Below are 26946 nucleotides of genomic sequence, written 5' to 3'. Positions count from 1 at the left end.
GTAAAATATAAATTTTAGATAGTTTGTAGTTATTTACCACTAAAAACAGTCCACTGTCAATTATACCATATAACTTAAATTTATTTCTATAAATGGAGATTATTTTTATTAAAATTCTTCATTATTGAATTTCCACGTATATTGTCCTTACTTTAAATTTCAATCTATCTAGAATTTTCTCGTATTGCATCCTAATATGTTTTCATTTTTCATTAACTTATTGCATTTTTCCAGGTTATTAAATCTATTTTTGCATAAGATATAATAGAATTAAGCTTATTGGAGATGATTTTATGAATGATCAAAGTAGTACAGAAACACACGGTAAATATGAAAAACATCAAAGATGTGAGCTATGCAATGTACCAATATACCGTAATCCATGTAGTGATATAAGAAGTAAGGATGTTCTTCAGGGTAAAGGAAGTGTACTTTGCAATAAGTGCGCAGCTTTACTAAAAAACATGCCTACTGAACAGGCTGTTCAAGCACTTGACAACGCATTTGAAACCTATAAAAAAGCAAAAGATTAATTATTGGGATTCTTTTGCTCTTTTATATGAATTTTCAACTATGTCATATATCTTAATTTACTTGTGTTGATTCTTATATTGAAACGAAAAACACCACATAATTCACTTCTGAATACTGCGGTGTTTAAAATATATATGCTGTTTTACTAGTAATTTCGTTTCAAAACAATATTGTGTATACTATAAAGTTTATATTACAAACAATTAATTTCAAGACCTACTCCGACTTCTTTTAAAGGTAAAACTCTATGTATCTCTGCTTTAACTGCAAATGAAGTACAATGACAAGGATAAAGTTCCTTTATATTATATGATTTTAAATAATCAACAGTATTCTTAACTTGTTCATCTACTTCAAATAAATGAAATCCTCCGATCACCCCTAGCACCCTATTATCCTCACATGCATTTTTTGCATACACAATGAAGTATTGGACCATCTTCTTCTTTATAAACCATACCTCTTTTACACTCCATAACTTCAAATCCAGCTTTTTGAGATAAATCTACCATCTCACTTGTGGTAAAAACTTCCCAATAACAATCTGTATTTGCATAAGCAAAGAACTTTTTACCATCAAGATATTGAGGATATTTATATTCTATAAATTCTTTATCATGTCCAGAAAAACTAAGCATTCCATCTCTTTTCAAAACTCTATTACATTCTTTTAAAATATGTATCTTATTATCTTCTCCATAAAAAAGGCCAAAAGTCTGTGCCCATATTATTACAACATCAAAAGTATTGTTTTTAAAGGGTAAATCTAGTCCATTTGTTAATAAAAACTCAATATCCCGTTTACTTTCTATCGCAAATTGCTTTGCTGGTTCTATAACATTTTCAGAAATATCAATAGCCGTAATTTTAAATCCTTTATCATACAAACAAAATGCTTCTCTGCCCATGCCACAACCTATATCTAGAACCGATGCTTTAGCTGGAAAATAGGAAACTACTTCATCTTCCCAAACTTTTAGTTTTTTATTAGTGTAATCGCGCATACCAACTATTGCATGTTCTTCAGAGTATAGATTTTTTACAATTTCTATATTATTGTTCATATACATCCCCCTTATGACAATACGGATAAACTTTGATTCTAATTTTTCCATTTTGGATTATTCTTTTACATGTTTTCCCTCAAATATTTCTTAAAATAAGCATGTTTTTATATTATTATTCATTAGAAAATCTGCCCATTAAAATTACATCCCTATATGCTTCACCTGCTTTTATAGCTTTTCTTCTTCTACCTTCCTCTATAAATCCAAATTTTTTATAAAGTGATATAGCAGGCAAGTTATCTTCAAAAACTTCTAAATTTATTTTCTCAACTTTTTTTAGTTCCACCCAGTCTATAACTTTTTCCAGTAATAAGCTACCTATACCTTGTCCAGAAAATTCTTTCAAGATGGTTATTCCAAAATCAGCAGTATGACTTAACATACTTAAATTGCTCCTATCTAAAGTGGCTGAACCTACTATCTTTCCATCTATTTCTGCTACTAAAAATAGTGCTATATTATCTATATATTCTTCTTCCTGCTCAGTAGTAAAATCAAACTCATCTGGAGTTCTTGGAAAAAATGGAGCTTCACTCATAACATGTTTAACTAATAGTATAATTTCCGAAGCATCCTTCCTTTGTGCTTTTCTAATGATTACATTATCAGTACTTATTATTTTTTTTACCATCTTTATTCTCCTGTTCAATTCAAATTTTCATTCATATTTCTTATTTTTTCTTTTTATCATTACTGTTACAACTAATGCAATACTACATATTCCTGCTATTATTAATTGTTCCACGTCCAGAGATTTCACCTCACAGTAAATTAGTTATATTAACCATAGCTTTTACATCATTCCCTAATCCTTGTATTTACCAATACACCCAAACCGCCAAGTACTGATAATATACATCCTAGTGTTCTGTATTTTATTATAGACTGTTCCAAATAAATCAAGTAATAGCTAGTGTCCATGCTTCCACCATGATCCTTCATAATATTTGTCATATCAGAATCAGCTAACTTAGTGTTATTCATCAAAATTATAATTCCTATAACAAATATAGCTCCGAAAATTAATATCCTTCCTGTTAATCCAATTATCTTTGGCTTATCTTTAGTAGATATATTTTTATCAGTATCCATAGGTCCATGAACTAACTTACAGTTACAATCATTGCAGACTGTATACCCCTCTTCATATTCACATTTGCATTTTGGACATACTAACATAATCACACCCCATAAACTTATATTTTTATCATTTTTTCGTGTCTAACGAAGAAACTATGGGCAGTATAGAACGACCATTCCACCTGTCACTTAGTCCTAGCTCTTTTGGTGAGATGTTTTGGTAATCGCCATTTACGCCCTCTATTTTAAGTTCACCATCTTCAGTAATTGTAGTAACAGCATATAAGCCATCTTTATATAATACCAAGTCTTTTATAAAAGTATATTTATTGTGAACTTCATTTGAATAGCAGAAATGCTCGTACTCTGGGCCAACCCATATATATGACATAGAATTAAGACCAAAATAATAGGTTTCTTCTATCTTTTCAAGTGAATCTCCATGATCATGTCCATTAACACATAAAAGAACTTTTTTACCTGTATTATTCACTCTGTTAATTAAATCTCTCACTTCTCCCCTGTTGTATACTCCTCTTTTAGCAAATTCATTTTCAAAGCTATGATGTGAAAAAATTATATAGTACTCACTATCATCACTTAGCTGCTCTTCCAGCCATTTAAGTTCATAATCTGGAAGTATAGGATATATGTCTTTTGTTTTGTCATAGTTCTTTTTGCAATAAGGCTCGTAGCCCTTTTTAGTTTTTATGAAACAGGTGTCTAACACAATAAATTTAACTTTCCCTTTATTAAAGGAATAGTAACTGTTGTCCATTTTCAAAAATTTCATGACTTCTTCTCTTGGGTATAGATCAGAATCATGATTCCCAATCACATGATAATGAGGTTGTCCTATGCTATCAAGCATATTTAGTAAAAATCTATTACTATCCTTTGGTTCACAAAAATCTCCTAATTGAATAACAAAATCAATATCTATGTCTCTTACATTGACTACAAAATCTTCAATTCTTTTCTGCCCATCATGAATATGCTCATAATGTAAATCAGTAAATACTGCAAACCTAACTTTGTTCATAGCAATTCACGAAGCCTGGAGCTATTTCTTCGACTTGTTTCTCTATATTTTCACCATTTATAAAGCCTAATTTAAACTTTTGTGATAGCCAAAGGTTGTAGTTTACAGGTACTGATTTCTCTTGAATTAGTAAGTTAAAAATAATAAGTGAAAGCGGCATACAGCCTCCATATCTTTGTTTTGCTGTTTCAATAATATCCTCATATGTAGCTAATCCGTTTACTACAGCTAAATAATACTCTGCTGCTACTACAAATTGCTCCTCTTCAGCTCCAGAATATTTCTCAACTAAGGTCTTGTAGGTCTTCTTAAGAAAATCATCTCTGCTAACAAGTTCCCTTAAGATATTAATTGTTTCATTATTTGAAAAACCATGCATTAATTCATGGGCAATAATTTGAACAAACATCTTACCATCTACAAAGTCTGAAATACAGCTACTTAAAAAGCTCTTATTGTAAAGACTGAAACATACTGGATGACTATACAAAGATACAAATATATTAACGTCATCAATCCTATTCTCATTCCTTATTTTGAGGATGTCCCCAAAAATATTATCCAAATTATATTGGCTTATCTTACTTCTTAGTTTTTCACATTCTTCTAGAACTCTAGGTAAGGCATTATCTACCCAGCTTTTATAAAAATTAATTTCATCTAATGCCTCTAGAAGTTTAACATATCCATCAGTTCCGCCCTCTTTAAGCCATTTAATCGTATAATTGGCGTCGTTAAGTAAAAAATCATTATCCTTTAATCTTTCATTTACCACTAGTGATAAATTTTCCGGATGTTTTATAATTTCTATAAGATCTTTTATGGTTAACTTATCTATATCTTTGTTGTCTGTAAAACAACTGAGTACCATGCACATTGAAGACATGCTTGGTCCACTTAAATTAAAGTCATCTATGTTATACTTTTCTAGCTCTTTATTGGTTTTATAAATTAAGTCTTTTTGATCTTCTAAGTAATATTCGCCAAGCTCGAAAAATCTTTGTCCAGCATAACATAATAGGTCATAAATAAAGCATGGCTTAATTAACACTGCCATTGTATTCACCTCTTTTTTCTATATTAATCTACGACTGCTAATGTATTGTATTGAAATTAATTGATTAAATAAATATTGATGGTATGAAATCAATTAAAGTATGGGTAATTGAAGAAGAAATGATATTATTATCTCGAGTGTATATATAAACTAGATATACATGAATAACAAATGTAAATACTAAATGAAATGAATCTTTTACTATAAAATCACCTAAAGGCATATTTGCTTTAATAATCTGAAAAGGTATATGCATAAGAGCAAACATAACTCCTACAACCAGTATACTTACCCATTTACTCTTTATTAGACTTTGAATTCTTGTTTGAATAAAACCACGGAAGCTAATTTCCTCAACTAGCGCAATCTCTATAAAAAAGTATACGAAAGTAAGAATCAAGTTAGTTAATCCTAGGATTTTTCCTTTTTCGCTAATTTCACTGATTATTAACGGTATATTAAACGGCATTGAAAATATAATTCCAAGAAATATTGATTTTAAAATTTTGTCTTTTTTTAATCCTATGCTTCTCAAACCTTGCTTCCGTACTTTAATAAATATAAACACTGGAGCTAACTGCAAAATTACTATAGGTATATAGAAAATGAACCTATATATCATATCGTTACTTATATTAGAATAAGTTCTAAACTCGGAATAAATCCTCGTCTTAAACATCATCAAACCAAATAAATAAAGAATCAACATATTATAAAAAAAGTAGGCTATAGCTGCTATCCCATCTTTGGTAACAAAGTCTTTTACTTCTTCATCAAAACTAACTCTAAATATATTACTTCTTATAGATCTAACTTTAACATTGTTATCCTTCTTCAACATATAAAACTCCTTTAAGATAAAAGTAATTAGTTCTCTTGATTTTTCTTAAAATATTGATAAGACAAGATACATATAGGAATAAAGTAAGCACACCAAAATTCTAAAGCTATAACTCCGCTGGCATTTCCAGATTCTGTACTTCCATTAAAGACACCAAGTATAGGCATTGCTACACAGGACACTGCAAAAACTCCATGAGCTAGTAAAAGTATTTTTAACCATTTATCTTTTTTGTTCTTAACTTCTATGGTAAAAGCTATGAAAAATGTTGATAAAGCCATGAAAGCATAACCAAATAAATCATAGTTGAAAAATAGACTGCCAAGATTCTTGTAATTTAATATAGCAAGTGCTTGTTCATTTAATTCAGATAGCCGAATTGTTGTTAATTGGGCAAAATAAACTAATCCAACCAAAACTGCATAAACAGAAGAAAAAGCAATTGCTGTATATGCTGCAGCTTTATTTTCTTTATTACCAATTGCAGAAAAAGAACATATCATAGGAACAAAGCCCCAAGAAATAAAAAGACTGAAAAGATAACCTCCTGCATCTCTTCCTAAAAACATTGATACTGCAAATCCAACCACTCCAACTAATGTAACTATAGCTGAATACATTCCTATTCTTTTATTCATAAATCTCTCCTAACCACAAAGTATATAACATTCTTATATGTATTTATTTTACAAATGTAATTATATTACACTTTTTACTATGATATCTATAGAGAATGAATATTTTTACAGTATTTTCATATAATTATTCAATATCTAAAGAACTTTTACGTATTTTAACCTTATTTTATTAAGCTGAACTAGGCCTCAACAGCGACGAAAAAACACCGCAAAATTCAAGTATGAATAATGCGGTGTTTCAAATAATCTTTCATTTTTAATTTATATAAGGTTAACTCAGAAAAGTATATCTTGCCTATTGTCTCAATAATTGTAGCTTTAACTGGTTTAATACCTTCTTTCGTTCATCCAATTCATTTTCTCCAGACTCTTCCCAAATCTCAAACCCTTTTCCGCTTTCTATAATTTCTAACGCTATCTCCTTAATATCTGCTTGTAATTGTCCATGTGTCATTTGAAGAGATGCTAACGCTAAATACACAGTAGGACCATCCTCCTCATCTTCCTCAATAATCTCTTGATATTCTTCTAATATACTCTCTGTTGCTTCAGTAACAGACAGTCCTTCCTTTATATATTCATCAAAATCCCCTTTTATATCTGAAGCAGTGTCGTCATCAAAAATTCCATATCCCCAAGTTCCCACTTTTAAACATCTCCTCTATTGTTTTTATTATTAAATCCAAATTTATATATTGTTAAAGTTATTATCTCCATATTTTTGTATTACGCCGTAAAAATACTGCAAAACTCAATTATGAATAATGTAGTGTTTTAAGTAATTATTCAGTTTTTATCTTTGTGACGTTAAATTTTAATGTTGTTTATAAATCATATCTTTAGTTAATGATTTATAAAATAAGTAATTTGTGCAATAATAATTCCTAAAGATTTGCCGAATTCATAAACAACAAACATAGCCAAGCAGAATAATGAAAACAAAGAAGATACTTGATACTTATTATAAAAAGATTTTACATCATTAAAAAAAGTTGATTTCATATTGTCATCTACCTCTTTCTCATAATAATTTACGATTCCAGCTTAATCATTGGTAATTATATTATATCATTACCAATAATTCATTATGATTTTTAGATAACTGAAGATTTTAAATTTTATTTTCCCACTACATTATTCAGTTATCAAAGAGCATAATTCTTATTTTTACTTTCATCAGCTACGTCACAATATTTTTCATATTGTGACTTAATATAACTCCTGATCATGCTTATATTTTGCTGGAGTCAGAGGAACTTATTCATTGATGTATAATTTGATACTCGAAATCCAAGATTTTTATATAATGTTTTCCCATTTTCAGTAGACATTAAATCAACTGCAGCAACGCCTAATAGCTTTGCTTCCGATAAAAGTTCAGTCATAACTTTAGTTGCAATGCCTTTTCCTCTATATTGAGGGTATGTAAAAACATTGTATACAGTACCGACAAGATACGATGAAAACGCTATTATCGGAGGTCTTTCCACGATTGACATAAATGCAGTTGCTAATACTTCATTTTCATCCTCGGCAATGATAGCAATAAATCCGTTGTTAAGATGCTTAGTAAGATATTCTTTTAATTTAGTCCTAATATCTTGTACTTCTTCAGAAGAAGACACACCTTTTTCTGAAGATAGGTATTCCATGCGAATCTTTATGAGCAGGTCAATATCCTCGTTAACCGTTTTTCTTACTTTCATGTTTTGCACCACCTTATATTTATAATCTTCAAATTCCACATAAGACAACTTCTATTTTGATCTTATATAAATTACTCATGCACTAATACCTCATACAGCAGAACCCGTATGTATATATATTTTTATACCCTTACTTATATATTAAATAAATGTTGGTAGTTCATGGCTTGTCCCCTAACTTGGCAGTAACAACATTTATTTAATACATAGTAGAAGGCTTTTTTAAAATTACAAATCCATATATGTATTTTCACAAAAAATATCATATATAATCTATTACTCAACTTAATAACATAAATATTGTTCACTATATCAAAAGTTATTTCTTTTTAAATAAGGCTGTCCACATAAAACCTAAGCCTTGTAATGCACCTTCTATTCCCTCTTCATATTTTTTTATCTCTATAATTTCAAAGTCTTTACAAAATATTTGCTCAAGTTTTTCCTTGGTAAAGGCAACACCCACTCGGTGCTTTTCATAATACTCCCAGTCTGTAACTTCATCTGCACATTTTTCTCCCCAAGCAAAACATGTTAGACCAAAGTAAGAACCTTGCTTTAATGAGTTTCTTAACAGTTCCACATATGAAATTCTTCTGTGTGGAGGTAAGTGATGAAAGCAACCACTATCATATATAAAGTCATATTCTTTGTTATCTAACTCAAAAATAGATTTACAGATAAAATTAATATTACAATCTAATTAAAACTTATCAATCAGTTCCTAAAAACACATGAATTAGTTCTTCAAACTTTACTACTACCACTTTATCTCTTGTAATTATAACATATTAACCCAATTTATCCCAGCATTGTATAGTGAAATTCCGATTTTAATAATATATTTTCACTGTATTATTCGATTTTAAAAGAACATTGTTATCATTTGTTATTTCATTAGTTAAGTGGCATTTTTTATATTGATAGATAAAAAACACCACAAGATCCATTGTGGATAATGAGGTGTTTCAAATAATAAACTACGAGCTATTCTAATATTTCACTGTTTCATCTTTTTCAGAAGGATAACTAATTTTTGCTCCCCACGATACTACTTCGTCACAGAAACCACTGAACATAACCCCTGCACTAAAAAGTTCTGCTCTGTTCTTTTCACTAATTTCATTAAGCTTTTTCCATTCGACTGCACAAATATAATTTTTCTCGTTTACCGCATTATATTGTTGTGTAATTTCACCATCTATTCTATTTATTAAAAAAGAATAATTATATTCTTGCGAAAATCCATTATAATATTTTGAAGCTAGCCTTACTATTTCTCCCTTTATTCCTGTTTCTTCAAATAGTTCTCTTATAGCAGCTTCTTCTGGGGTTTCCCCTTCTTCAATTCCACCACCAGGTAGTTCATAATCATACCTGTTGCCAAGATGTGTTTTTACTAGTAATATTCTATCCTCCTCAACTACAATAGCTTGAGCTCTTAATCTTCCCATAATAGTCCTCCTAAATTACACCTTACTAGATATTAAGCAAAAAGCTTTGATATCTATATTGATCTTATATAATCCGTCAGTTATTGCTTCTTTGATTTTACCTCTTATATCTTCTAAACTTTCATATATTGCATTTTTCACTGCAAGTTTAATGGTAAAGTATGTAATAATAATTGCAATAAGCAACAAAATAATTTCCATATAGATCTCCTCTTAAAATAATATTTAAATATATATTTCCACATAAGAATATCCGATTCACTTCAAGAAATAAAATTTGCAGCGATTAATCTTTCAATTTCGTTCTTAATTCTATTTATATAATCTTTTCTTACTTCATCGCTTGGTCTTGTGGATTCATCAAACAATATACTATTCGGTAATTGATAAACTGAGCTTACGGTAGGAGTATCACCCTTCACCCTTGGTATAGATGCCAATGAATATGAGGACATCCATTTCCAAGCAGCTCATAATTCATTTTATCTGGCTTAAACACGTTAGAAACAGCTTCTGCAACTATGGACATTTCTTCAAGATGTTTAATTTTAAAATTACGCTCTAAATTATGTAATTCTGGGCCATGTCCTTTACAGTTAAAAACAGTATATCCCTTGAACCTCTGATACCATCCTAAAATGACATATCCAGTTTCTAATTCCATAATAAAATATGGATCAGTTGAGATGTTCTTGTGTTGTTCACACATCTTGCATTGCATAATGTACCCCCTAAATAAAATATAAATTCTAATTTTCTCATTATTCCATTGTTGTACCCTAGTAGAAAGTTGCGAATTAATATGACTTACACTGATCTTGCTTAGCAATATTATTGTCCATATACTTTTGCGTCCATGGACAACTGGCTAAACATTTTAAACAGCCAGTACAATTGTACACGTCAACTATCAAATCTCTATTCATACCTGGTTCCCAAGTAGTACCATGAATTACACTCGACGGACATATGTCTTTACAAACAGTACACTCACCACATTTAGGCATTATTAGTTTCCTATTTTCAGTTGGCAACGGGGCATTTGTTAAAACGGTACACAAACACAATGCACTTCCGTATTCCGAGGTAACTAACAAATTACTTTTCCCAATCCAACCTAATCCAGCTAATATACCAACTTTTTTATGTGGCAGTGGAGTAGTTTTCGTAATTTCATCAAAAAATCCATGTATTAGATTTCTATCCGATTGAGCAAAGGCTTTATATCCTTTTTTAATGATAAAATCAGCCGTCCATTCTGAAAGGTCACCTGCCTTATCTTCCTTTTCTCCAAACTCGGAATGATCTACTTTATTCTCTTTTGAAATGCGTAAAATATAATCAGGACTTAAAACTATTCCTATTAAAATAGCGATGTTGTATCCCCTATTTTCTTTTTTCGAGAGCATTGATATATCTACTACCTTGATAAAATCAACACCACGGGTATTTAACTCATAAATTAACTCATTTACCATGTATACCACCACCTAATTAACTTACCCATAAAAAACTTATTATAAAAAGCACTATATCTTATTTTTTAACTGCTATATATTCTCTTCGTTTTTTCTATATCACTTTCATGTTCAAAAAGACATGCTTCTATTCCATAAAAGTTATCTCTAAAATCTCTATGAAATTTTCTACTATCAAACTTTCCATACATTCCAATCATAAAGTTTTTCATAAAAATTCCCCTTATACATAAATACTTGTATACAACTTTTTATAATTTAAAATTTGCATCCTTAATCCTGTTTGTACACAAAATGTTTTATTTCATCTAATCCCTCATAAAGATACTCTTTTGCCTCAATAGGGTATAATTCTATGTTTTTTATAGCCTTAGTATCAACCCATGAAAACTCTAATTTGAAGGACTTTCCTTCTAATTGTTCAGTACCAAAAAATGTTCCATCAAGTGGTATATTAATATCTCCTGCTAATGAAACCTCATAAAATAGACATATTTGGTGGCAAGGTTTATCTCCCCACGGAAAGAATAATTCTCCTACCCATCTTAGTTTGTCTACTTTAATGTCTGCATTTATTTCCTCTTTAAACTCACGAATCAATGTTTCTTCATTTGTCTCGCCAAGTGCAACATGTCCTCCAGGAATTGCATATCCCGTATCATCTACTGGTTTTTGCAATAAGACTTTTCCATTCTGTATCAAAAGTCCTGCAACCCTATAGCTGAACACATATTCCTCTGTTTTAAATATAATATCTCTACTCATTTTTTCACCACTTTCAGTTTGGTTTTATATTTTCCTCATTTCAAACTCTAGAATATTTATCTACCCTAATAAACTTAGAAGCACCTTTAAATTGCTAATGGTTTCATACTCTGTGCAAGCATTAATATTTTTATCTCTTATCATCAAAACGCCTTGCATACCCAACTTAGCTGCACCTTCAATATTTTTTATATTATCATCAATAAAGATTACTTCTTCTGGCTTAATATTTAATTCAGATAAAGCGGTAGTGAACATTAATTCATCTGGCTTTATAACGCCTATCTTTGATGACATAACAAAGGTTGAAAAATACTCTCTTAGCCCAGCATTCTTAAATACTCGCTCTAGTGAAGGCCAAGTATCTGATACTACTCCAAGCTTATAGCTTTTGCTTAACTGTGGTATAACCTCAAACACATCTTCATAAAATAAAAATTTTTCGTCATTAAACACTGTATCCCTAGCTATTTCAACGATGTGGTTTTCATTTAGCTCTAAACCTGGTAACTCATTTGATAAAACTCTATAAAATTCTACAAAGTGTTCAAACTCCTCTTCTTCAGTTAAAACAATGCTCTTTCCCTCTAAAAACTTTATAGAGTTGTAAAAAGACAGTTGTATCAGCAATTCATCTAGAAAATCAAATTTGCTTTTATCAACATACCTGTTAAAATTTAGAGGCACGAACCAGTCTCCTGTTCGCGGATCAATAAGAACTCGTCCAGAATCAAATAAAATCGCTTTTAAATTTTTATGTTGTAGCATTTTTCTCCTTTAATCACTTAATTTCTTAAAAGTCTGAATGTATTTATATATAGAGATGGGATCTATAGATAAATATAAAAGAATTTCCCTATAAAAAATTATAAAATCAAAAATAGTTACCTTTTTAAAAATATATCTATTAAAATATATAACTATTTAAAAAGTTATTTACAAAATCAGGGTTTGAGGGCTTCTTGCAAATAATTCATACCTATTAAATCATCTATTATAATGTTTTTTACGAATTTAATTATGAACTTTCAACTTTCTTAAAATAAATGTAATGCTAATAATATAGTTGTGATTGTATTTCTTATGCAATGAATCCAAAAAACAATCCAAAATTGGGAATAGCTCTTTTCTTTAACCGAAACTAATTTTTAAATACTCCATATTTAGAAGGATTTCGAAAATAATCATAATAATTCATAGTTCCTGAGTAATTAAACTTTTTAGTATTACTATCGTAGTCAAAAACTAGTATAGTTCCTTCCATACCAGAATTACTACTATTGTCCACAACAGCAATTCTATTAGGTGCAAGTTGTATAACCTGTTGCCCTGTATTAACATTAACTGTGGCCGGATTAAATGTACCATTTTGATTACTAGTAGGTTTATCTGCAATAACTATTAGACAAAGTAATATTCCTGCTAACATAAACTTAGTAAATTTATCTTTCATTGTTTTCCTCCTATGATTATAAATAATGTACTTGTGCTATCTAAGTATAGTTAATTCCTTTTACTTCTTTTTCTCATAAATAGCCTTTAAGCAGTTGAAAATTAAAGTCAACAAACATCTGCACATAATACCTATGATTTTTTAGAAAAAGCTTTTATGCTTTCAATAAATAGAAGCACACCTGTCACTTCAACTATTATAAGCCCCATAAGAGACATTCCTCTCATTACCCCATTTAAAACAAATCCAAATGCGTTATCTAGAATATCATAACTAGATATTACCGTATTGATATACACCAAGACTAACCCTGCGACTAGTCCTCCAAATAACTTTAGACTTTTTTCCATCCTTATCTCTTCCTTTCTTCTCTTAGCTTATTTTAAAAAGGCCAATAACCTTCTCATAAAACTCATACACAAATCTGTTAATTACTTGTAATTATATCAACTGCGTCCAATTTATTCCACAAGATTTATATTTAGATTTAGCTTATTATAGAGTTTCTAACTGAACTATTAAATTATGTATGTCAGCTAATCCTTTACCTTACCACTTCTATTTAATATTGAAAGTTTAAAATAATATCTAAATCTTCCTTAAAAATAAAAGCCATGTACTTAGGAAAACATTTTTCCTAAGTACACGACCTTTAAAGAGATGTATCACTTCAATCCGAAATCTATTTTTAAAACTCTCATGGTTCTGGTGATAGAACTAAAAAATAATAAGTTTTACCATGAGTTAGTACAACCATATAATACTGTTTTTTATATCGAACCATCAAGAGCCTTAACTGTGTGAGACTAGCTTCAAGCCTATTATTCCTGCTACTATAAATGCAATGCAGATCAATCTTATGATGTCCATAGGTTCTTTGAACAATATTATACCTAAAATAACCGTTCCTATAGTACCAATTCCTGTCCAAATTGCATATGCAGTACCTAGTGGCAGATCTTTAAGTGCCAATGATAAAAAATAAAAGCTTGCTATCATGCCACCTACTGTAATTATACTTGGCATAACCTTTGTAAATCCCTCTGAATACTTCAAGCCCACTGCCCAGCATACCTCAAAAAGACCTGCGATAACTAAAAATAACCATTTCATATTCTTCACTCTCCTTAAAATAAAAAACTCGCAAAAGCGATTTTCTTTAGTGGATTGTTTTGTTCACCTGCCTTTTCTTAAGCGTATGTGAAGAATCTTACAGGCGACATATTATTCTTTTTTATTCTTCAACTTATATTATGTCTTAAGTATGTTCACATAATTATCTACACATATAATTGTGGTATAAATTACTAAAGAATAAAAAAAGCCATGGTTGATATAATTAAATATCTCCCAGGCTTTTATCCTTCCGTGAACACAGCAAGCTGTGCGTTTTATCTTGGACCAGACCAGCTTCAAAATTAAAACTGCGGAACCCTATAAAACATTATATTATTAAGTTTCTTTTAATATCTATAATGCTATCAAAAGCAGCTAAATTAGTCAATATTAAACATTAAGGAATTTTCTTCTACTTATGATCTTGTAGCTTTCCATGAAGATACTCCTCATATAACCTATCAAACCCTCTAATTCCTATGGCTTTTGCAGTGTCTTCGTCATAGTATTCCTTTAACTCTTCTACTTTTCCAATCGGCATATCATATTGAATGATTATAGTGCTGCTTTGGAAGTACATTTTATTATCCTTTATAAATTTTATAACTTCCGTAAATAGCAGCTCTTTTTCATCTAAGAATTTTTCCTTATCACCATGATAGCTTATTTCAACAATACAGTCAGTGTAAGTGTGTTTTTGTTCATTTAGTAGATTCCACTTAACTTCTCTATTCTTCACTCTTTCGTATTCCATAAAGTCATTTATGAACAAATCAATTCCAGAATAATCTTCCTTAGAACCTTTATATAAAGTCACTTCATAGCCGCCTAATATCCTGCAGGAATTAAGTTTTTTAGCCATAATTCCTCTTGCCGCTACTTCTCTCTCATTAATCAAAATTATAAGCTCACCCTTTTCGATAAACTTACTATACATCCTGCCAAGTCTCGTTAAGATCTTATCCATAAAGTATCTATTATCTAATTCTTTCTTCAAACTTTTCTCTAAGTCACTGATTATGATAGTAGTTCCTTCTACTATTTTTGAATCATAAGCTAAGTTTTCACTTTGGGATTCAAGCTCATCGCTTTTTGAATTAAGATCTAAGGAAAATTTTCTAGAGCATCTTTTCTTGTTTGAAAATATCTCTATTTTATTTCCCAGCTTAAAAAATGATTTCTTGATACCTAATCCTGAAATATGATCTCCATTTTCAAAACCTATTCTAAAGATATCTTTGTCTGTGATCTTACTCTGGATTCCTCCGCTATTATCACTGATTTGTAGTAAGTCATTGTTTATATTTATATAAATCTTACAAGGGTTTTCACTAGTTGTCACTTCTCTTCTAGCGTTTATGGAGTTATCTATGAACCTGCTTAGAGATTTAGATATATCCTCTTCCTCAACTAGATTTCTTCTTAAGAATTTCTTATCTACTATAACTCTGTTAAAACCTGCCATAATTCCCCTCTACTATTAAGTAATCTAATATTACTATATGCTGAGAATTTTATTTTGCTACAGGTGTAAGCTTTACATTCCCAAAGAATATTTATATTTAAAGTCTTTATTTAGCCTATGTTTACTAAAGTTATTGATAATAAAGTGCAAAGTAATAACCAATCTTTTTAGTGGTCACATTACTTTGCACTTTAAAAATATTTATGTTGATGTTCCTATATTTTAATGGTTTATTACCTACGATAAACCCTATACCTTAAAACAGTTTTTAGTTTGGATTTTTCAGTTCTTCTTGTATCTGAAATATAGATTTCTCTATGTACTAGTGTTGTAATTTCAAGGTCATTTTCCTTTATAAAATTTTTCATTTGTTCAAAGCTTTGTGGTTCATCATCATAAGAACCAATATGCATCATCTGAACTGATAATCCATCCTCCATAGTCTCAAAAGTTACCTCCTCTAATAAAGGATTTGGCTTCTTCTTTCTAACATTTTCAAAGGCTTTACTTACAACTTCCTCAGTGACAAAATCAGGCTGTCTAATCATTATGGTATATAATAGTTCATCTTTATTTAAGGTATCAAGCTTTCTTCCCTCTTCTGTAAGATCCCATACACCTTCAAGCGGATAAACAGTATATTCAAAATACCCCTCTGGCGTGTAACCTTGCTTTGGCATCATTCTAACAGCATAGGCTAACGAATATAATACCCCTATTCTTTCAGCGAAATCTTCGTCATTAGGATTTCCTTTTCCTTTTATCATAAAGAATTTTTGCTTTGGTACTGTAATTAAATCTGGTTTATCTTTTGGTAAATATAAATTCTTTTCTTGCTTTTTCCATTCGTATTTCATAATTACTCTCCTTATATATCTTGTTTCTAAATATAATCATTTTAATTCCATGAATTTAAGGTTCACTAGAAGACATATTAACTAATAATGTAATTTTCCTTGATTTATATATTCTTTTTAAAGTTAATCTATAGATTCACCACTTCGAACCTAAATCTGTTCTTAAAACTTTCACGAGTTCTGGTGAGAGAACTTAAAACAATAAATTTTATTAGCAAGTGGTACATCCATATCTATAAGATATCACACATAATACGTCATCATACTGTCATATTACAATAAAATTCCTATGAATATCTAGTGTTAGTGAAGTTCGATCCTTCAATCAGTATTCTAGCACTTTGTAATTGGAATTACTTGTATATATAAAAATTTTATAGGATAATAAATTCATATTACATCCAGTAAATTCAAAATTTTTGTTTCCTTAATAATGCACTGTATTGCCGATTCAATTATGGCATTTGATATGACAAACATGAAGAGACTACTACAAAACTAAGTACTTTGGTTATATTAACTTTGGACTTATTTATTCATCATTCTTTGTAGGAATTGCAGTATTACTAATATCTATTCCTTTGGTCTTTTTGTACAATTTCAGAAAAACAAAAAACACTAATAAAACTAATTATAATTTCTAAGCTAAATATTGAAACATGAACATATAATTCTCTATTATCTTTTCTTAATAAGTTTTTAGGGGTGATAAATATGAAAAAAATCTTTCTAATCCTACTTTTTTTCGTTGTGCTAATTGCATCATTTGCACTTTATATCAATAATACTGTATTTAATAGTAAGGAAATCAGTTCAATTGAAGTAATTAGGCAGTCGGACAAGAAAAAATGGACACTTTCAGATAACACTACTATAGATAGATTTACAAAAGCACTAAATGATAACAAGAAAACTTATGCGAAAATTGATATACGATCATGTGATTATACTGTAACTATATATTTTAAAGACAATTCTACTAAGGATTATATGCTATGGGTAGGCGAAGATATAAATACACGAGGAGTTTTAATGGATGGATCTTCAACTTGGTTTATAAATAAAAAATCAAATCCTATTTTTGAGGAGATTTTAAAATAGCACTAACAAATGTTATAGTCAGCAATATTAAAACTTTTTATAACCTACATACAAGATAGGAGGATATTACATGGAAAAGATACTAGTGTTTATCTTTGATGCAATGGCCGATTATGAAGTTACCTTTACCACTCACTTACTTGGAGCTGGTGCAGGTAAAGAAATAATTACAATTGCATACGAAGATAAAATCATAAAAAGCCGTTCAGGATTTTTGTACAAACCTGCAAAATTAGTAAGCGAAGTGTTGGATGAAGATGTAGATGGATTAGTTATTGGCGGTGGATGGTATGGTGATACTAGACCTGAATTACTGCAATTAATTAATAGTTTAAATTCAAAGAAAAAATTAATAGCTGGTATATGCGGTGCAGGTACAGTATTTTTAGCGAAATCCGGTATTCTTAATGATGTAAAATACACCACCCCTGCTGTTGAATGGACTGAAAATCATATTAAAGTATTTGGTGAGAAAGACCCTTTTCCAAGAGAAAATTTCTCTTATGCAAGAGTTGTAAAAGACAGAAATATCATAACCGCTCAAGGAACAGCTTTTATAGATTTCGCCATAGAAATATATGATTGGTTTAATCTATTTGATGATCAAGAAGAAAAAGATGAATTTACTAAAACTATTAAGGGATTATAAAGTATTACTATATTAATATTTTTAAAAATACATTATATTTAAAACATATTTTAGAATTTTCAATTTGAAAGGCAACCTCGATGGGTTGCCTTTATTTATACTCTACTTAACTTTTCTAAAGCTTCTTTTTCACTGCTTAAAAAGAATATGTTTTTTCCATTGTTGCTTTCATAAATAAAATCTCTAAGGCTCTTACTTGTATAGCCTGAAAAATCTCCTACTATTGCAAGCTTCATGCGATAGTTTATATATTTTTGAAGAACTTCGCCTGCTAATTTTGTTTTTAGATCAAAGAATTCTTCTACTATTGATGGCTTATCTAAAATCATAGCATCACAACCAGTCTCATAGCTTACAGTAGCTATTAAATCCAAAGCAGATTGAACATCTGTTATCAGCACTTCACTGCTTTTTACCACTGCTATTTCTACTTTATTTTCAACTACTTTATTAATTTCCATAATATTTCTCCTTTTATTTATCAGTTGATTGCTAGTATTATTAGTGTTTACTAAAAAGTTCTTAACTGAACTATGAATTTATACATTCTAAAAATCATAGTTAATTAACTTTGGAACAAATATACATTAAGTTTCAACACAGGAATCTTTTAGTTCATCAAAATTTCCAAAAACTCATTTTGCTCAGCTTCATCATTTTCCCCATCTGGTAGTAGGTGAAATATAATCTCCTCTTCCTTCCAAGGACCACCAATAGAATCAAGCATATACTGTGCACATTGACTAATTAACTCAAACTGTTTATCTAAGCAGTTTTCTGAATATAAATTTGAAATAACCTCAAATAATCCAGGTTCTTGCTCTTCGATAAGTTTCAAGTGTAATTTAGGCTTTCCGATTTCCCATCCTTTAATTCTAGCATAACAGGATAAGAACCAATCCATTGATGAGTAAATAAAATATTTTGTATATAGTTCATTATCATACAATCTATTCTCTAGTTTATCAAGTACATGTTTAAAAGAAAATCTAAAAATCATCTTCTCAAAATCTGATAACTCTCTTGAAGCACCCCATGTAGTTTGGCTCTTTTTATTAACTCTGAGATTGTATTGTCCTTATCATATAATATCTTGCAATTAAGATGAACCAACATAAATTCATCCAGAGGCATGTCTGACATGAAATCCTCTTTCGATAAAAGCATGCAATCAACAGGGATATCTTTGATTCGAAAATGCACTCCTGAAAAATTTTTAGATACTGGTTTATCAAAAATTACAGTTAAGTCGTAATCTCCACCAATAGACATGTCTTTATAAGTTCTTCCACCATATTCAACAATACCAATGATATTTTCATTTTTCTTTAGATGCTCAATAAAACCTTCAATATTCTCAAAGGAGTTTTCCATAATAATCATTCTTTCACAAACCTTTCTTAAAGCAAATTATTCTATTTGCTTCTTCAAAACCAATTTTCAAGTGAAACTTTAGACTTTCTGTATTGTCTAGTTCACAGTCACTTGCAAACTCACTGCACCCCTTGCTTCTTGCCCACTGTTCACATTGAGTAAGGAGACTTTTTCCTACACCTCTGTTTCGATACTCAGCCTTTGTAAAAATACCTTCAAGGTAACCAACAGGGCTACTATCGGTTCCTTCCACATAATCGTTCCTTAAACCACACTGTGCAAATCCAGCTGCTTCAGTTTCGCTAAAATAAATAAAAACTGCTTCATTCTCTGAATTAATATGTTCTATCATCTCTTCTTCTAATTCATTGATTTCATGGTTGGGCCATAGTAATATAGCCAATTCTGCCACTAGCCTACTATCATTAATATTCGCTTTCCTTATCATTATCTGTATCCTCCACTTTAATTTTATTGTAGTTGGATCTTTTCTTTATTCTCCCATACCCACAATAAGATTTTTGCAGCGCCTTCAGTGCATTCAGCATCATTATTATCAGTGAAGTACGCAACAAAAAGCATTTCTATAGCCATCATCATAACTGGAACAGCTTTTTTCTCCTCTAAGGTCAACGGTGTTATCGTACCGTACCCATCCACTAAGCTATTTAGCATTTCAAACCATTTTGTTGTCTTTTCCTTATCATCAGTATTATCAATCAAGAAGCTCAAAGCCATATAGCATAAATCGAAAACTCGTGCATTGATCTGACTTAGATCAAAATCTATATAACCAGTTAATAGCTTATCTTGAAAAAGCATATTTCCAGGATGTATATCCCTATGTATTAACTGGCGAGGTAACTTCGGATATATATCTTTTAATCCAGAAACAACTTCATTTAGAATATGATCTGGTATCAAAGTAATATTTTTATCTTTAAAGGTTTGAGTTACCCATCCAACAATTTCATCATAAAAGTCATTATCATAGCAATAAATCCTAGTTTGACATGCTCTAAAAGCTATATGCAGCCTTCCGATTACTTGTCCAATTAAATGCGCCCATTCGGAGTAATCATCATCATAAATATTAGTTAAATGCTCTCCATCAATCTTCCTACTTATAAAATAATAAGCATTATCTTCAACTATATAATCTAACCCATTCTTAGTCTTTACCACTGTAGCTACCGGTATATTTTGCTCTGATAAAGCTTTTATAATTACTAAGTTACTACGAAGCTTATCCATATCATTACCTGTTTTTAACACATATTTATCACCAATCTGCCATGCAGAACTATAAATTTGCTTACTAGGTTCATTTTCCATATTCCAATGTTCTAAAATCTTATTAATCTCCATTTATCTCTCAACCTTCCCTTTTAACCTTACACTTAATTTAAATTTATATTTTTCTACTTTATCTCAAATTATTGGTTAATCAGATCTTGTCACTTTTGTTAACCACTTGTAATTATATCATCCTGACCCAATTAGTTCCATATAGTTTAACTTTAAATAGACTCTAACGCAATAATTTTAATCTCTTTATGTCATTTAATTTTAAAAATAACTCTATATATTTTTAAAGTTACAAATATTTTGTCATTTTATGGTGCATTCTACATCATTGTATTGTATAATGTTAAATAGTTGTACGTATATGTTTCTACATTCTATTATTACAGTATCAAAAAATTATTAATAAAGAATACTGAAAACTTTCGTTTATTTACAGATAAAAATACTATATAGCTTCTTTACACTAGATTGCAGCAGCAATAATCGTAATAATAAACATCTTAAAATCTAAAGAATATTCTATTCAATAGTTCTAGCAAAACTTCAGCCTAAATGTCATCATAAATAGTAATACCTAGAAGCCAATGGCATTTTTATCTTTTATAAATTATATTGCCTAAACAAGATTATCTAAAATTAACATCAAAACATTTAATTACTTATAAGGAGGAGTATTTTATGATTTTATCAAAGGCAGTTGAATTTATTAAAAGTCTATGTGAGACTCAAGCAGATATGATACCTGGAGGTGTTATATATGTAATGACAGGCGAAGACTCCATTGTTTGGCGAAGAGCTTCAAAGGAATTTGATCTTGATATATTTCACGTTGGCGAAAAAGTTATTTCAAACAGTATTGCAGCTAAAGCCATGAGAGAAAAAGAAACAATTACAGCAAATGTTCCACGTTCATTGTATGGTATAAGGCTAAAAATCACTTCTGAACCAATAATAGATGATGATGGGCAAGTTATAGGAGCCTTCTCTACCATATTTCCCGTGGTGCATCCAGTGATAAAAGCTTTTAAAGACTTTGCTCCAATCTTAGCTGAAATGTTTCCAGATGGTGCAGTTATGGCCACCTCAGATTTATCTGATTTTATAGATATACAGCATTCCAATCAATTTAAGCTTCCTCAGTTACAAGTTGGACATGCTCTTAATAAAGGTGGAGTTGCAGAGATAGCTATTAAAACAAAAAGCCCTGTATCTAAAGAATATGACGATTCCTTCTATGGAGTACCAGTTTTATCTGTTGGTTATCCTTTGATGGATGAAAACAATGATGAAATTGTAGGAACCTTTAGCCTTATTATCCCTAAAGTAACCGCAGAACATCTTAAGGAAATGTCCACAAGCCTTGAAAAGAGCTTATCAGAAATAGCATCTACCGTGGAAGAGTTGGCCTCCTCCGCTTCAAATATACATATAAATGAACAAGAACTAAACAAAAGCATCAATGAAATAATCCTTCTCTCTCGTCAAATAAACGAAATCTCTTCCTTTATAAAGGAAATAGCAGATGAAACCAAGATGCTTGGCCTAAATGCAGCTATAGAAGCTGCAAGAGCTGGTGAATCAGGAAGAGGTTTTGGAGTTGTTGCAACTCAAATCAGAAAACTATCAGAACAGTCAAAAAGCACAGTCCCTACAATTCAAGACTTAACTAACAAGATTATAGCTAAAGTCACCGAGTCAAGTACAAAGAGCCAAAGTTCTCTTTCTTCAAGCCAAGACCAAGCAGCCGCAACTGAACAAATGGCAGCAAGTCTCGAAGGAATAACTTCAATGGCAGAAAAACTAAACGAAATTGCTCTAAAATTATAAAGCAAAACAGCCTGCCATATTAAACTTAACCTGGCAGGCTGCTTATTTATAACCTTCATTTACTTATCTACATTACTGCTAGAAATATCTCTCCAAATCCTCTAAAGCTTCTATATCAAAAATATCTGTAGCTATGAGCTCTATTGTAGATGTTGGAAGCTTCTTGATTTTTTCTTCATATCCTTGTGGAAGCTTTTTAAACTTTTTGTTTAATAATTTTATAAGAAGTTCAGCTTTTCCTGTCTCCATTCCTTCCTTCATTCCATCATCCCTAATCATCTTACCTATATCAGTCATACTAAATACCTCCTTAAATCTTTGCTTTGATATTTGATCTCCAAACTTATCAAACAACGCATATAATAAAGTTAAGCACTGCAACTTTACGTCAGGTTCCTCGATTGAGTTTGCTAATTCTATTCCTTTTAATGTTCTTTCACTTCTACTTACCTTACTACTCATTAATGGTAAGAAACTTAAATTCAATATATCTTCATTAGTAAGTTTTTCCTTATTATTGATTTTCTTTTTCAATATTTCAAGCTTTTCATCACCATCTAAATTCTTCATATAAAATGCTTCTATGTCATACTTTATACTTCCTGCGTCGATATGTACTTGAGCTTCATCAATATCTGCTGAATATATAACAACTGTTCTTATTTTACGCCTATCTTTATAAAATAAAGATGCATCATAGTACAAAAATCTTTTTATATCTTCCTTCTTATCTGTAGTCTGAAACTCAAAATGAAGATAATTATTGTCTTCGGTGTAAAAAAGATAATCAGTATAATTTGTTTTGATATCAACATTTTTAATCTCAGTATCTGCTGGAGCAACTATTTTTGTGTCTATTCCGAAGAAGTTTACTGCATTATCCTTGAAAAATTCCATAGCCTTTTTAAATACAGCATCTTCAATCTTATTATAATCCATAGATAGTTATCCTTTCCACTTCTTTATACATGATATTATTTCCAATAAAAAAGAAAATATGCAAACATTCGTTCGCACATCTCTTTTTAATCCTATTTATCTTTAAAATTCTTATAGCTAATTATCATATTAAAGCTTATGTGTTCAAATTTTATGTTGAGGATCCAGAGAAACTTTAGAAATATCTCTCCAAATCCTTTAAGGCTTCTAAAGTTAAATGCTCCTTTGTTATAAGTTTTAGAGTTTCCCAAGGCAATTCATTTATCTTCTCTATGTACTCTGTAGGTATCCCACCAAACTGCTTTTTTAATATTTCTATAAGTCTATTAGCCGCTCCCTCCCTCATTCTTTTTGAAAATCCATATTTAAAGCCTTTTATAAAGCCTCTTCTACTTGTTTTTGCTTTCTCTCCCATTATATATCTCGTCCCTCTTTTATTTATTATTTTTAGTTTTTTAATTCCATAAACTATTTTGTATATATACATATATTTAAAACTTTTATTAGTTCTTATGAAATATTTTAAAAATATAAATTTAATTATAAAATTTACCATCCATACAAGCTATATAGCTTAAATTATAAAAGCACTAAGCTTGTCTTCTTTTATCATTAATCTTTATATTTAATTTTTAAATTTTTCCTATATCCTAATATTGCTGAAATTATTATTAGAACATACCCTAATAAAGAAATGAAAAAGAATGCTTTATCTATAAGATTGCCTTTTTGGACAAAAGATATAATAAACGTAGGCAGTAACATTATAATACCGATCAGCAGGATAAATGAGAAATTTAACTGATTTTTATCGTTCATGAAAAACCTCTTTCTTTTAACTAAGCACTGTTAAAATACTGCATTAAAATTAAATTTAAGCAGAGCCTCTGATTAAATTAAATATGCATGTTATATCCTTATTGTACAGTAATCACCATATAAATTTCAACTTTCATTAACTACAGATAAACCAGTTCTAAATAAAATCTATAGTTGATAACCCTATTATCATTAATAGTTAATAGAAGTATTACTTGGTTTTATTAGATAGAACTGGATTATCTATTCCGCTGAACTGATAAACTACTTCAGTCCTTAAACTCCAAATAAAGCTTTCGATGGTTCTACGAAGCTTTATTTGGATAAATTCTAATATGAAGTAGTTTATCTATATAATTCTTATCTGAAAATATTTCTTTTTAAACTTACACTTTGGTAAAGAATAGTGTTGAAAATTAAAATCAACTTATATACTTAATTATACATATTATGTATAATTAGTTTCAAAATACAATTGCCATTAATAGTAGATTAAAGATTATTTACAATAATCTTTTGCAGCAGAAGGAGAAAAATATGTTTGTTGATTATAGTAATAGTATCGTGAATCTTGCTTGCTCTATCTTAGAACATTTTGGTGCCGACAGTGAACATAATACACTAAAAGAAGTGGATGAGCTTTTGAAATATCAATATAAAAATGTAGTTGTCTTGCTATTGGATGGACTAGGAGTTGATGCATTACAATATCATTTATCAGAAAATAGTTTTTTTCGAAAGAATTTAGTTAAGGAATATTCATCTGTGTTTCCTCCAACTACTACATCAGCAACCACATCTATAGAAACTGGTTTAACCCCTTTGGAACATGGCTGGTTAGGATGGAGCTTGTATTTTAGTGAACTAGATAAAATTGTGAACGCATTTATCAATACTGAAAAAGACACAGAAATTCAGGCTGCAGATTATCATGTTGCCAGTAAAATTATACCGTATAAAAGTATTTACGAAAAAATAAAAGCTGCTGGTATTGCTAACGCATATAGTGTATCAAAATTCGGAAGTAATAAAATAAAAACCTTTGATGAATTAACTGATGAAGTCAAACGGTTATGTTCTACCTCCGAGAAAAAATACATATATGGATATTGGGAAACCCCTGATAGCTTAATGCATGAGTTTGGTTGTTATAACAGTGTGGTTACTGAGAATATAAAAGAACTTGAAGAAAAAGTAGCAGATATGTGCAAAAGTTTATCCGATACATTGGTTATTGTTACTGCAGATCATGGACATTGTAATTTGAAACACTATATTTTGAGTGATTATCCTAATCTACTTAATATGTTAAAACGTCCAACTTCTATTGAAACAAGAGCTACAGCCTTCTATATAAAAGATGAACATTTGGATGACTTTCCTATTGAATTCAATAATAATTTTGGCGACGACTTTTTACTTTATTCAAAGGAAGAAGTTATCGAAAAGAACATATTTGGTGATGGAAAAATACATCCTAAGTTTGAAGAATTTATAGGAGACTATTTAGCAATAGCAATTAGTGATAAAGGTATTGTATATTCTGAAGACTCAAAGCAGTTCATTTCCAATCATGCTGGAATGACTGAAAAAGAAATGAAGATACCACTTATAGCAATATGTAAAAAATAAATAATTATTTCATTAAAAATTTTTAAAACTTAAGGAGGTAAATGATTATGTTTAAAGTAGAAAATATGGATGCTCATTTCAATAAATGTGCTTCAGATTATGACAGAAACTTTTATGAAGATCTCGGTATGGGTGAATTCTATGATGAAATCGAAAACCAGTTCAATTTATGTGGAGAACCTAAAAATATTTTAGTTCTTGGTTGTGGTACAGGGTTAGAAATAGAAAGAATTAAATATTCGGCAAATGTTAGTGCCATCGATATATCTCCAGGCATGCTAGAACAACTGCAGAAAAAGGACTTGCATCCAGAGGTAACCTTAAATACAATTTGCGGTTCATATTTTGATGTTCCCTTCGCAGAAAATAGCTTTGACCTTGTGTTATCAACTTATTCTCTGCATCATTTTAATATAGAGCAGAAAACTACACTCTATAAAAAAATATATGATTGTTTAAAAACTGGTGCCTATTTCATAAACGGTGACACTGTTTGTAAAGATAAAGACACTGAGACGAACCTACTTAGAAATGCAGAAGAGCTATATAAAAAGCAGCAAGTTCCATTTGGAACTATTCATATTGATGTTCCTCTTGCCTTAGATACTGAACTTACTCTCCTTTCTGATATAGGTTTCAGTAATATTTCAGTAGAGAAAAGATGGACTAGAGCTTCGTTAATCAAAGCGGTAAAGTAACACTTACTTTTATGACTACATTTACTGCACATTATATTGTATTTTA

Annotated in this window: 36 protein-coding genes, 1 pseudogene and 1 riboswitch; of the genes and pseudogenes, 6 read left to right on the top strand and 31 right to left on the bottom strand. The window is 30.0% G+C overall.

Features of this window, described 5'->3' with window-relative positions; genetic code table 11:
• Positions 1-293: 293 nt before the first annotated feature.
• Positions 294-533, top strand: coding sequence for a hypothetical protein (locus JHL18_RS21710; protein WP_200273122.1), 240 nt, complete (start codon positions 294-296; stop codon positions 531-533).
• A 194-nt stretch (positions 534-727) separates the two neighbouring features.
• Here JHL18_RS21710 and JHL18_RS21705 read toward each other — a convergent pair.
• From JHL18_RS21705 to JHL18_RS21595, 24 genes and pseudogenes are all read right to left on the bottom strand, one after another.
• A pseudogene (locus JHL18_RS21705) lies at positions 728-958 on the bottom strand (MBL fold metallo-hydrolase); the annotation flags it as partial.
• Complete coding sequence (locus JHL18_RS21700) at positions 933-1538, bottom strand: class I SAM-dependent methyltransferase (protein ID WP_200273423.1); 606 nt, start codon at positions 1536-1538, stop codon at positions 933-935. The pseudogene JHL18_RS21705 and the gene JHL18_RS21700, both read right to left, overlap by 26 nt.
• A 175-nt stretch (positions 1539-1713) precedes the next feature.
• Entirely contained in the window at positions 1714-2232 is a 519-nt protein-coding gene (locus tag JHL18_RS21695) for a GNAT family N-acetyltransferase (RefSeq protein ID WP_200273120.1), read from the bottom strand.
• Between the two features lie 167 nt (positions 2233-2399).
• Positions 2400-2780 (bottom strand): hypothetical protein, encoded by a 381-nt coding sequence (locus tag JHL18_RS21690; RefSeq protein ID WP_243278104.1) that lies wholly within the window; start codon positions 2778-2780, stop codon positions 2400-2402.
• A 28-nt stretch (positions 2781-2808) separates the two neighbouring features.
• The gene (locus JHL18_RS21685) at positions 2809-3723 is read right to left on the bottom strand and encodes a metallophosphoesterase family protein (RefSeq protein WP_200273118.1); all 915 of its coding nucleotides are present in this window, start codon (positions 3721-3723) and stop codon (positions 2809-2811) included.
• Positions 3710-4780: a hypothetical protein gene (locus JHL18_RS21680; protein ID WP_200273116.1), complete on the bottom strand. Its 1071-nt coding sequence runs from the start codon at positions 4778-4780 to the stop codon at positions 3710-3712. Before JHL18_RS21680 ends, JHL18_RS21685 begins: the two co-directional genes overlap by 14 nt.
• Before the next feature lie 64 nt (positions 4781-4844).
• Positions 4845-5621, bottom strand: a complete 777-nt coding sequence (locus tag JHL18_RS21675) for a CPBP family intramembrane glutamic endopeptidase (RefSeq protein WP_200273114.1) — start codon at positions 5619-5621, stop codon at positions 4845-4847.
• Between the two features lie 26 nt (positions 5622-5647).
• Complete coding sequence (locus tag JHL18_RS21670) at positions 5648-6259, bottom strand: hypothetical protein (RefSeq protein WP_200273112.1); 612 nt, start codon at positions 6257-6259, stop codon at positions 5648-5650.
• Positions 6260-6554: 295 nt separating this feature from the next.
• A complete protein-coding gene (locus tag JHL18_RS21665; protein WP_200273110.1) occupies positions 6555-6905 on the bottom strand; it encodes a DUF4259 domain-containing protein in 351 nt (116 codons plus the stop codon).
• Positions 6906-7506: 601 nt separating this feature from the next.
• Positions 7507-7911: a GNAT family N-acetyltransferase gene (locus JHL18_RS21660; protein ID WP_207753088.1), complete on the bottom strand. Its 405-nt coding sequence runs from the start codon at positions 7909-7911 to the stop codon at positions 7507-7509.
• A gap of 373 nt (positions 7912-8284) precedes the next feature.
• On the bottom strand, positions 8285-8548 hold the full coding sequence (locus JHL18_RS21655; protein ID WP_243278102.1) for a hypothetical protein: 264 nt from the start codon (positions 8546-8548) through the stop codon (positions 8285-8287).
• Positions 8549-8957: 409 nt separating this feature from the next.
• Complete coding sequence (locus tag JHL18_RS21650; RefSeq protein ID WP_200273106.1) at positions 8958-9419, bottom strand: NUDIX hydrolase; 462 nt, start codon at positions 9417-9419, stop codon at positions 8958-8960.
• A 15-nt stretch (positions 9420-9434) separates the two neighbouring features.
• Positions 9435-9620 (bottom strand): DUF6019 family protein, encoded by a 186-nt coding sequence (locus JHL18_RS21645; RefSeq protein WP_200273104.1) that lies wholly within the window; start codon positions 9618-9620, stop codon positions 9435-9437.
• 62 nt (positions 9621-9682) lie between these two features.
• Positions 9683-9841 (bottom strand): hypothetical protein, encoded by a 159-nt coding sequence (locus JHL18_RS26530; protein WP_338025499.1) that lies wholly within the window; start codon positions 9839-9841, stop codon positions 9683-9685.
• On the bottom strand, positions 9838-10140 hold the full coding sequence (locus tag JHL18_RS21640) for an HIT family protein (protein WP_338025498.1): 303 nt from the start codon (positions 10138-10140) through the stop codon (positions 9838-9840). The genes JHL18_RS26530 and JHL18_RS21640 overlap by 4 nt, the downstream gene beginning before the upstream one ends.
• Positions 10141-10216: 76 nt before the next feature.
• Positions 10217-10897 (bottom strand): 4Fe-4S dicluster domain-containing protein, encoded by a 681-nt coding sequence (locus tag JHL18_RS21635; RefSeq protein WP_200273102.1) that lies wholly within the window; start codon positions 10895-10897, stop codon positions 10217-10219.
• A 65-nt stretch (positions 10898-10962) separates the two neighbouring features.
• Positions 10963-11109 (bottom strand): hypothetical protein, encoded by a 147-nt coding sequence (locus tag JHL18_RS21630; RefSeq protein ID WP_200273100.1) that lies wholly within the window; start codon positions 11107-11109, stop codon positions 10963-10965.
• A gap of 61 nt (positions 11110-11170) precedes the next feature.
• Entirely contained in the window at positions 11171-11662 is a 492-nt protein-coding gene (locus JHL18_RS21625; RefSeq protein WP_200273098.1) for an NUDIX hydrolase, read from the bottom strand.
• A 60-nt stretch (positions 11663-11722) separates the two neighbouring features.
• Entirely contained in the window at positions 11723-12430 is a 708-nt protein-coding gene (locus JHL18_RS21620) for an HAD family hydrolase (protein WP_200273096.1), read from the bottom strand.
• Between the two features lie 373 nt (positions 12431-12803).
• Positions 12804-13115 (bottom strand): hypothetical protein, encoded by a 312-nt coding sequence (locus JHL18_RS21615; protein WP_200273094.1) that lies wholly within the window; start codon positions 13113-13115, stop codon positions 12804-12806.
• Between the two features lie 131 nt (positions 13116-13246).
• Positions 13247-13465: a hypothetical protein gene (locus tag JHL18_RS21610; RefSeq protein ID WP_200273092.1), complete on the bottom strand. Its 219-nt coding sequence runs from the start codon at positions 13463-13465 to the stop codon at positions 13247-13249.
• A gap of 442 nt (positions 13466-13907) precedes the next feature.
• A complete protein-coding gene (gene sugE / locus JHL18_RS21605) occupies positions 13908-14228 on the bottom strand; it encodes a quaternary ammonium compound efflux SMR transporter SugE (protein WP_200273090.1) in 321 nt (106 codons plus the stop codon).
• Positions 14229-14460: 232 nt separating this feature from the next.
• Positions 14461-14564: riboswitch (guanidine-I (ykkC/yxkD leader) on the bottom strand.
• A gap of 79 nt (positions 14565-14643) precedes the next feature.
• Entirely contained in the window at positions 14644-15696 is a 1053-nt protein-coding gene (locus tag JHL18_RS21600) for an ATP-binding protein (RefSeq protein WP_200273088.1), read from the bottom strand.
• Between the two features lie 233 nt (positions 15697-15929).
• Positions 15930-16553 carry a GyrI-like domain-containing protein gene (locus JHL18_RS21595; RefSeq protein ID WP_200273086.1) on the bottom strand — a complete coding sequence of 208 codons (624 nt, stop codon included), beginning with the start codon at positions 16551-16553 and terminating at the stop codon, positions 15930-15932.
• 714 nt (positions 16554-17267) lie between these two features.
• Here JHL18_RS21595 and JHL18_RS21590 point away from each other — a divergent pair.
• Together JHL18_RS21590 and JHL18_RS21585 are read left to right on the top strand one after the other, a co-directional pair.
• The gene (locus JHL18_RS21590; RefSeq protein ID WP_200273084.1) at positions 17268-17654 is read left to right on the top strand and encodes a YhfM domain-containing protein; all 387 of its coding nucleotides are present in this window, start codon (positions 17268-17270) and stop codon (positions 17652-17654) included.
• Between the two features lie 70 nt (positions 17655-17724).
• On the top strand, positions 17725-18303 hold the full coding sequence (locus JHL18_RS21585; protein ID WP_200273082.1) for a DJ-1/PfpI family protein: 579 nt from the start codon (positions 17725-17727) through the stop codon (positions 18301-18303).
• A 95-nt stretch (positions 18304-18398) separates the two neighbouring features.
• Here the strand turns inward: JHL18_RS21585 and JHL18_RS21580 are convergent, their stop codons facing one another.
• The 5 genes from JHL18_RS21580 to JHL18_RS21560 form a co-directional block, all read right to left on the bottom strand.
• The gene (locus tag JHL18_RS21580) at positions 18399-18764 is read right to left on the bottom strand and encodes a DUF4180 domain-containing protein (protein WP_200273080.1); all 366 of its coding nucleotides are present in this window, start codon (positions 18762-18764) and stop codon (positions 18399-18401) included.
• 149 nt (positions 18765-18913) lie between these two features.
• Positions 18914-19303 carry a hypothetical protein gene (locus tag JHL18_RS21575; RefSeq protein ID WP_200273078.1) on the bottom strand — a complete coding sequence of 130 codons (390 nt, stop codon included), beginning with the start codon at positions 19301-19303 and terminating at the stop codon, positions 18914-18916.
• A complete protein-coding gene (locus JHL18_RS21570; protein ID WP_207753087.1) occupies positions 19300-19686 on the bottom strand; it encodes a hypothetical protein in 387 nt (128 codons plus the stop codon). Before JHL18_RS21570 ends, JHL18_RS21575 begins: the two co-directional genes overlap by 4 nt.
• A 4-nt stretch (positions 19687-19690) precedes the next feature.
• Complete coding sequence (aac(6'), locus tag JHL18_RS21565; protein WP_200273074.1) at positions 19691-20125, bottom strand: aminoglycoside 6'-N-acetyltransferase; 435 nt, start codon at positions 20123-20125, stop codon at positions 19691-19693.
• A 23-nt stretch (positions 20126-20148) separates the two neighbouring features.
• Positions 20149-21045 carry a phosphotransferase enzyme family protein gene (locus tag JHL18_RS21560; protein WP_200273072.1) on the bottom strand — a complete coding sequence of 299 codons (897 nt, stop codon included), beginning with the start codon at positions 21043-21045 and terminating at the stop codon, positions 20149-20151.
• 618 nt (positions 21046-21663) lie between these two features.
• Here JHL18_RS21560 and JHL18_RS21555 point away from each other — a divergent pair.
• A complete protein-coding gene (locus JHL18_RS21555; protein WP_200273070.1) occupies positions 21664-22812 on the top strand; it encodes a methyl-accepting chemotaxis protein in 1149 nt (382 codons plus the stop codon).
• A gap of 78 nt (positions 22813-22890) precedes the next feature.
• On the opposite strand, the gene JHL18_RS21550 is transcribed toward JHL18_RS21555, so the two are convergent.
• Both JHL18_RS21550 and JHL18_RS21545 read right to left on the bottom strand, forming a co-directional pair.
• Complete coding sequence (locus JHL18_RS21550; RefSeq protein WP_200273068.1) at positions 22891-23751, bottom strand: DUF4351 domain-containing protein; 861 nt, start codon at positions 23749-23751, stop codon at positions 22891-22893.
• A gap of 175 nt (positions 23752-23926) precedes the next feature.
• Positions 23927-24166 (bottom strand): DUF4351 domain-containing protein, encoded by a 240-nt coding sequence (locus JHL18_RS21545; protein ID WP_200273066.1) that lies wholly within the window; start codon positions 24164-24166, stop codon positions 23927-23929.
• 941 nt (positions 24167-25107) lie between these two features.
• Here JHL18_RS21545 and JHL18_RS21540 point away from each other — a divergent pair.
• Positions 25108-26202, top strand: a complete 1095-nt coding sequence (locus JHL18_RS21540) for an alkaline phosphatase family protein (RefSeq protein ID WP_200273064.1) — start codon at positions 25108-25110, stop codon at positions 26200-26202.
• Positions 26203-26249: 47 nt separating this feature from the next.
• The gene (locus JHL18_RS21535) at positions 26250-26900 is read left to right on the top strand and encodes a class I SAM-dependent methyltransferase (protein ID WP_243278095.1); all 651 of its coding nucleotides are present in this window, start codon (positions 26250-26252) and stop codon (positions 26898-26900) included.
• Positions 26901-26946: the final 46 nt, after the last annotated feature.

This window comes from Clostridium yunnanense, assembly GCF_016595795.1.
GTDB classification, from domain to species: Bacteria; Bacillota; Clostridia; order Clostridiales; family Clostridiaceae; genus Clostridium_AR; species Clostridium_AR yunnanense.
Note: the sequence above shows the minus strand (reverse complement) of the source record. Positions and strands in the feature narration are given on the sequence as shown.

Bases quoted from the DNA above. Each gene is read 5' to 3' on its own strand.
- JHL18_RS21710 (WP_200273122.1), top strand. From the start codon at position 294: ATGAATGATCAAAGTAGTACAGAAACACACGGTAAATATGAAAAACAT.
- JHL18_RS21700 (WP_200273423.1), bottom strand. From the start codon at position 1,538: ATGCGCGATTACACTAATAAAAAACTAAAAGTTTGGGAAGATGAAGTA.
- JHL18_RS21695 (WP_200273120.1), bottom strand. From the start codon at position 2,232: ATGGTAAAAAAAATAATAAGTACTGATAATGTAATCATTAGAAAAGCA.
- JHL18_RS21690 (WP_243278104.1), bottom strand. From the start codon at position 2,780: ATGTTAGTATGTCCAAAATGCAAATGTGAATATGAAGAGGGGTATACA.
- JHL18_RS21685 (WP_200273118.1), bottom strand. From the start codon at position 3,723: ATGAACAAAGTTAGGTTTGCAGTATTTACTGATTTACATTATGAGCAT.
- JHL18_RS21680 (WP_200273116.1), bottom strand. From the start codon at position 4,780: ATGGCAGTGTTAATTAAGCCATGCTTTATTTATGACCTATTATGTTAT.
- JHL18_RS21675 (WP_200273114.1), bottom strand. From the start codon at position 5,621: ATGTTGAAGAAGGATAACAATGTTAAAGTTAGATCTATAAGAAGTAAT.
- JHL18_RS21670 (WP_200273112.1), bottom strand. From the start codon at position 6,259: ATGAATAAAAGAATAGGAATGTATTCAGCTATAGTTACATTAGTTGGA.
- JHL18_RS21660 (WP_207753088.1), bottom strand. From the start codon at position 7,911: ATGGAATACCTATCTTCAGAAAAAGGTGTGTCTTCTTCTGAAGAAGTA.
- JHL18_RS21650 (WP_200273106.1), bottom strand. From the start codon at position 9,419: ATGGGAAGATTAAGAGCTCAAGCTATTGTAGTTGAGGAGGATAGAATA.
- JHL18_RS21645 (WP_200273104.1), bottom strand. From the start codon at position 9,620: ATGGAAATTATTTTGTTGCTTATTGCAATTATTATTACATACTTTACC.
- JHL18_RS21640 (WP_338025498.1), bottom strand. From the start codon at position 10,140: ATGCAATGCAAGATGTGTGAACAACACAAGAACATCTCAACTGATCCA.
- JHL18_RS21635 (WP_200273102.1), bottom strand. From the start codon at position 10,897: ATGGTAAATGAGTTAATTTATGAGTTAAATACCCGTGGTGTTGATTTT.
- JHL18_RS21630 (WP_200273100.1), bottom strand. From the start codon at position 11,109: ATGAAAAACTTTATGATTGGAATGTATGGAAAGTTTGATAGTAGAAAA.
- JHL18_RS21625 (WP_200273098.1), bottom strand. From the start codon at position 11,662: ATGAGTAGAGATATTATATTTAAAACAGAGGAATATGTGTTCAGCTAT.
- JHL18_RS21620 (WP_200273096.1), bottom strand. From the start codon at position 12,430: ATGCTACAACATAAAAATTTAAAAGCGATTTTATTTGATTCTGGACGA.
- JHL18_RS21615 (WP_200273094.1), bottom strand. From the start codon at position 13,115: ATGAAAGATAAATTTACTAAGTTTATGTTAGCAGGAATATTACTTTGT.
- JHL18_RS21610 (WP_200273092.1), bottom strand. From the start codon at position 13,465: ATGGAAAAAAGTCTAAAGTTATTTGGAGGACTAGTCGCAGGGTTAGTC.
- sugE (WP_200273090.1), bottom strand. From the start codon at position 14,228: ATGAAATGGTTATTTTTAGTTATCGCAGGTCTTTTTGAGGTATGCTGG.
- JHL18_RS21600 (WP_200273088.1), bottom strand. From the start codon at position 15,696: ATGGCAGGTTTTAACAGAGTTATAGTAGATAAGAAATTCTTAAGAAGA.
- JHL18_RS21595 (WP_200273086.1), bottom strand. From the start codon at position 16,553: ATGAAATACGAATGGAAAAAGCAAGAAAAGAATTTATATTTACCAAAA.
- JHL18_RS21590 (WP_200273084.1), top strand. From the start codon at position 17,268: ATGAAAAAAATCTTTCTAATCCTACTTTTTTTCGTTGTGCTAATTGCA.
- JHL18_RS21585 (WP_200273082.1), top strand. From the start codon at position 17,725: ATGGAAAAGATACTAGTGTTTATCTTTGATGCAATGGCCGATTATGAA.
- JHL18_RS21580 (WP_200273080.1), bottom strand. From the start codon at position 18,764: ATGGAAATTAATAAAGTAGTTGAAAATAAAGTAGAAATAGCAGTGGTA.
- JHL18_RS21575 (WP_200273078.1), bottom strand. From the start codon at position 19,303: ATGATTTTTAGATTTTCTTTTAAACATGTACTTGATAAACTAGAGAAT.
- JHL18_RS21570 (WP_207753087.1), bottom strand. From the start codon at position 19,686: ATGATTATTATGGAAAACTCCTTTGAGAATATTGAAGGTTTTATTGAG.
- JHL18_RS21560 (WP_200273072.1), bottom strand. From the start codon at position 21,045: ATGGAGATTAATAAGATTTTAGAACATTGGAATATGGAAAATGAACCT.
- JHL18_RS21555 (WP_200273070.1), top strand. From the start codon at position 21,664: ATGATTTTATCAAAGGCAGTTGAATTTATTAAAAGTCTATGTGAGACT.
- JHL18_RS21550 (WP_200273068.1), bottom strand. From the start codon at position 23,751: ATGGATTATAATAAGATTGAAGATGCTGTATTTAAAAAGGCTATGGAA.
- JHL18_RS21545 (WP_200273066.1), bottom strand. From the start codon at position 24,166: ATGGGAGAGAAAGCAAAAACAAGTAGAAGAGGCTTTATAAAAGGCTTT.
- JHL18_RS21540 (WP_200273064.1), top strand. From the start codon at position 25,108: ATGTTTGTTGATTATAGTAATAGTATCGTGAATCTTGCTTGCTCTATC.
- JHL18_RS21535 (WP_243278095.1), top strand. From the start codon at position 26,250: ATGTTTAAAGTAGAAAATATGGATGCTCATTTCAATAAATGTGCTTCA.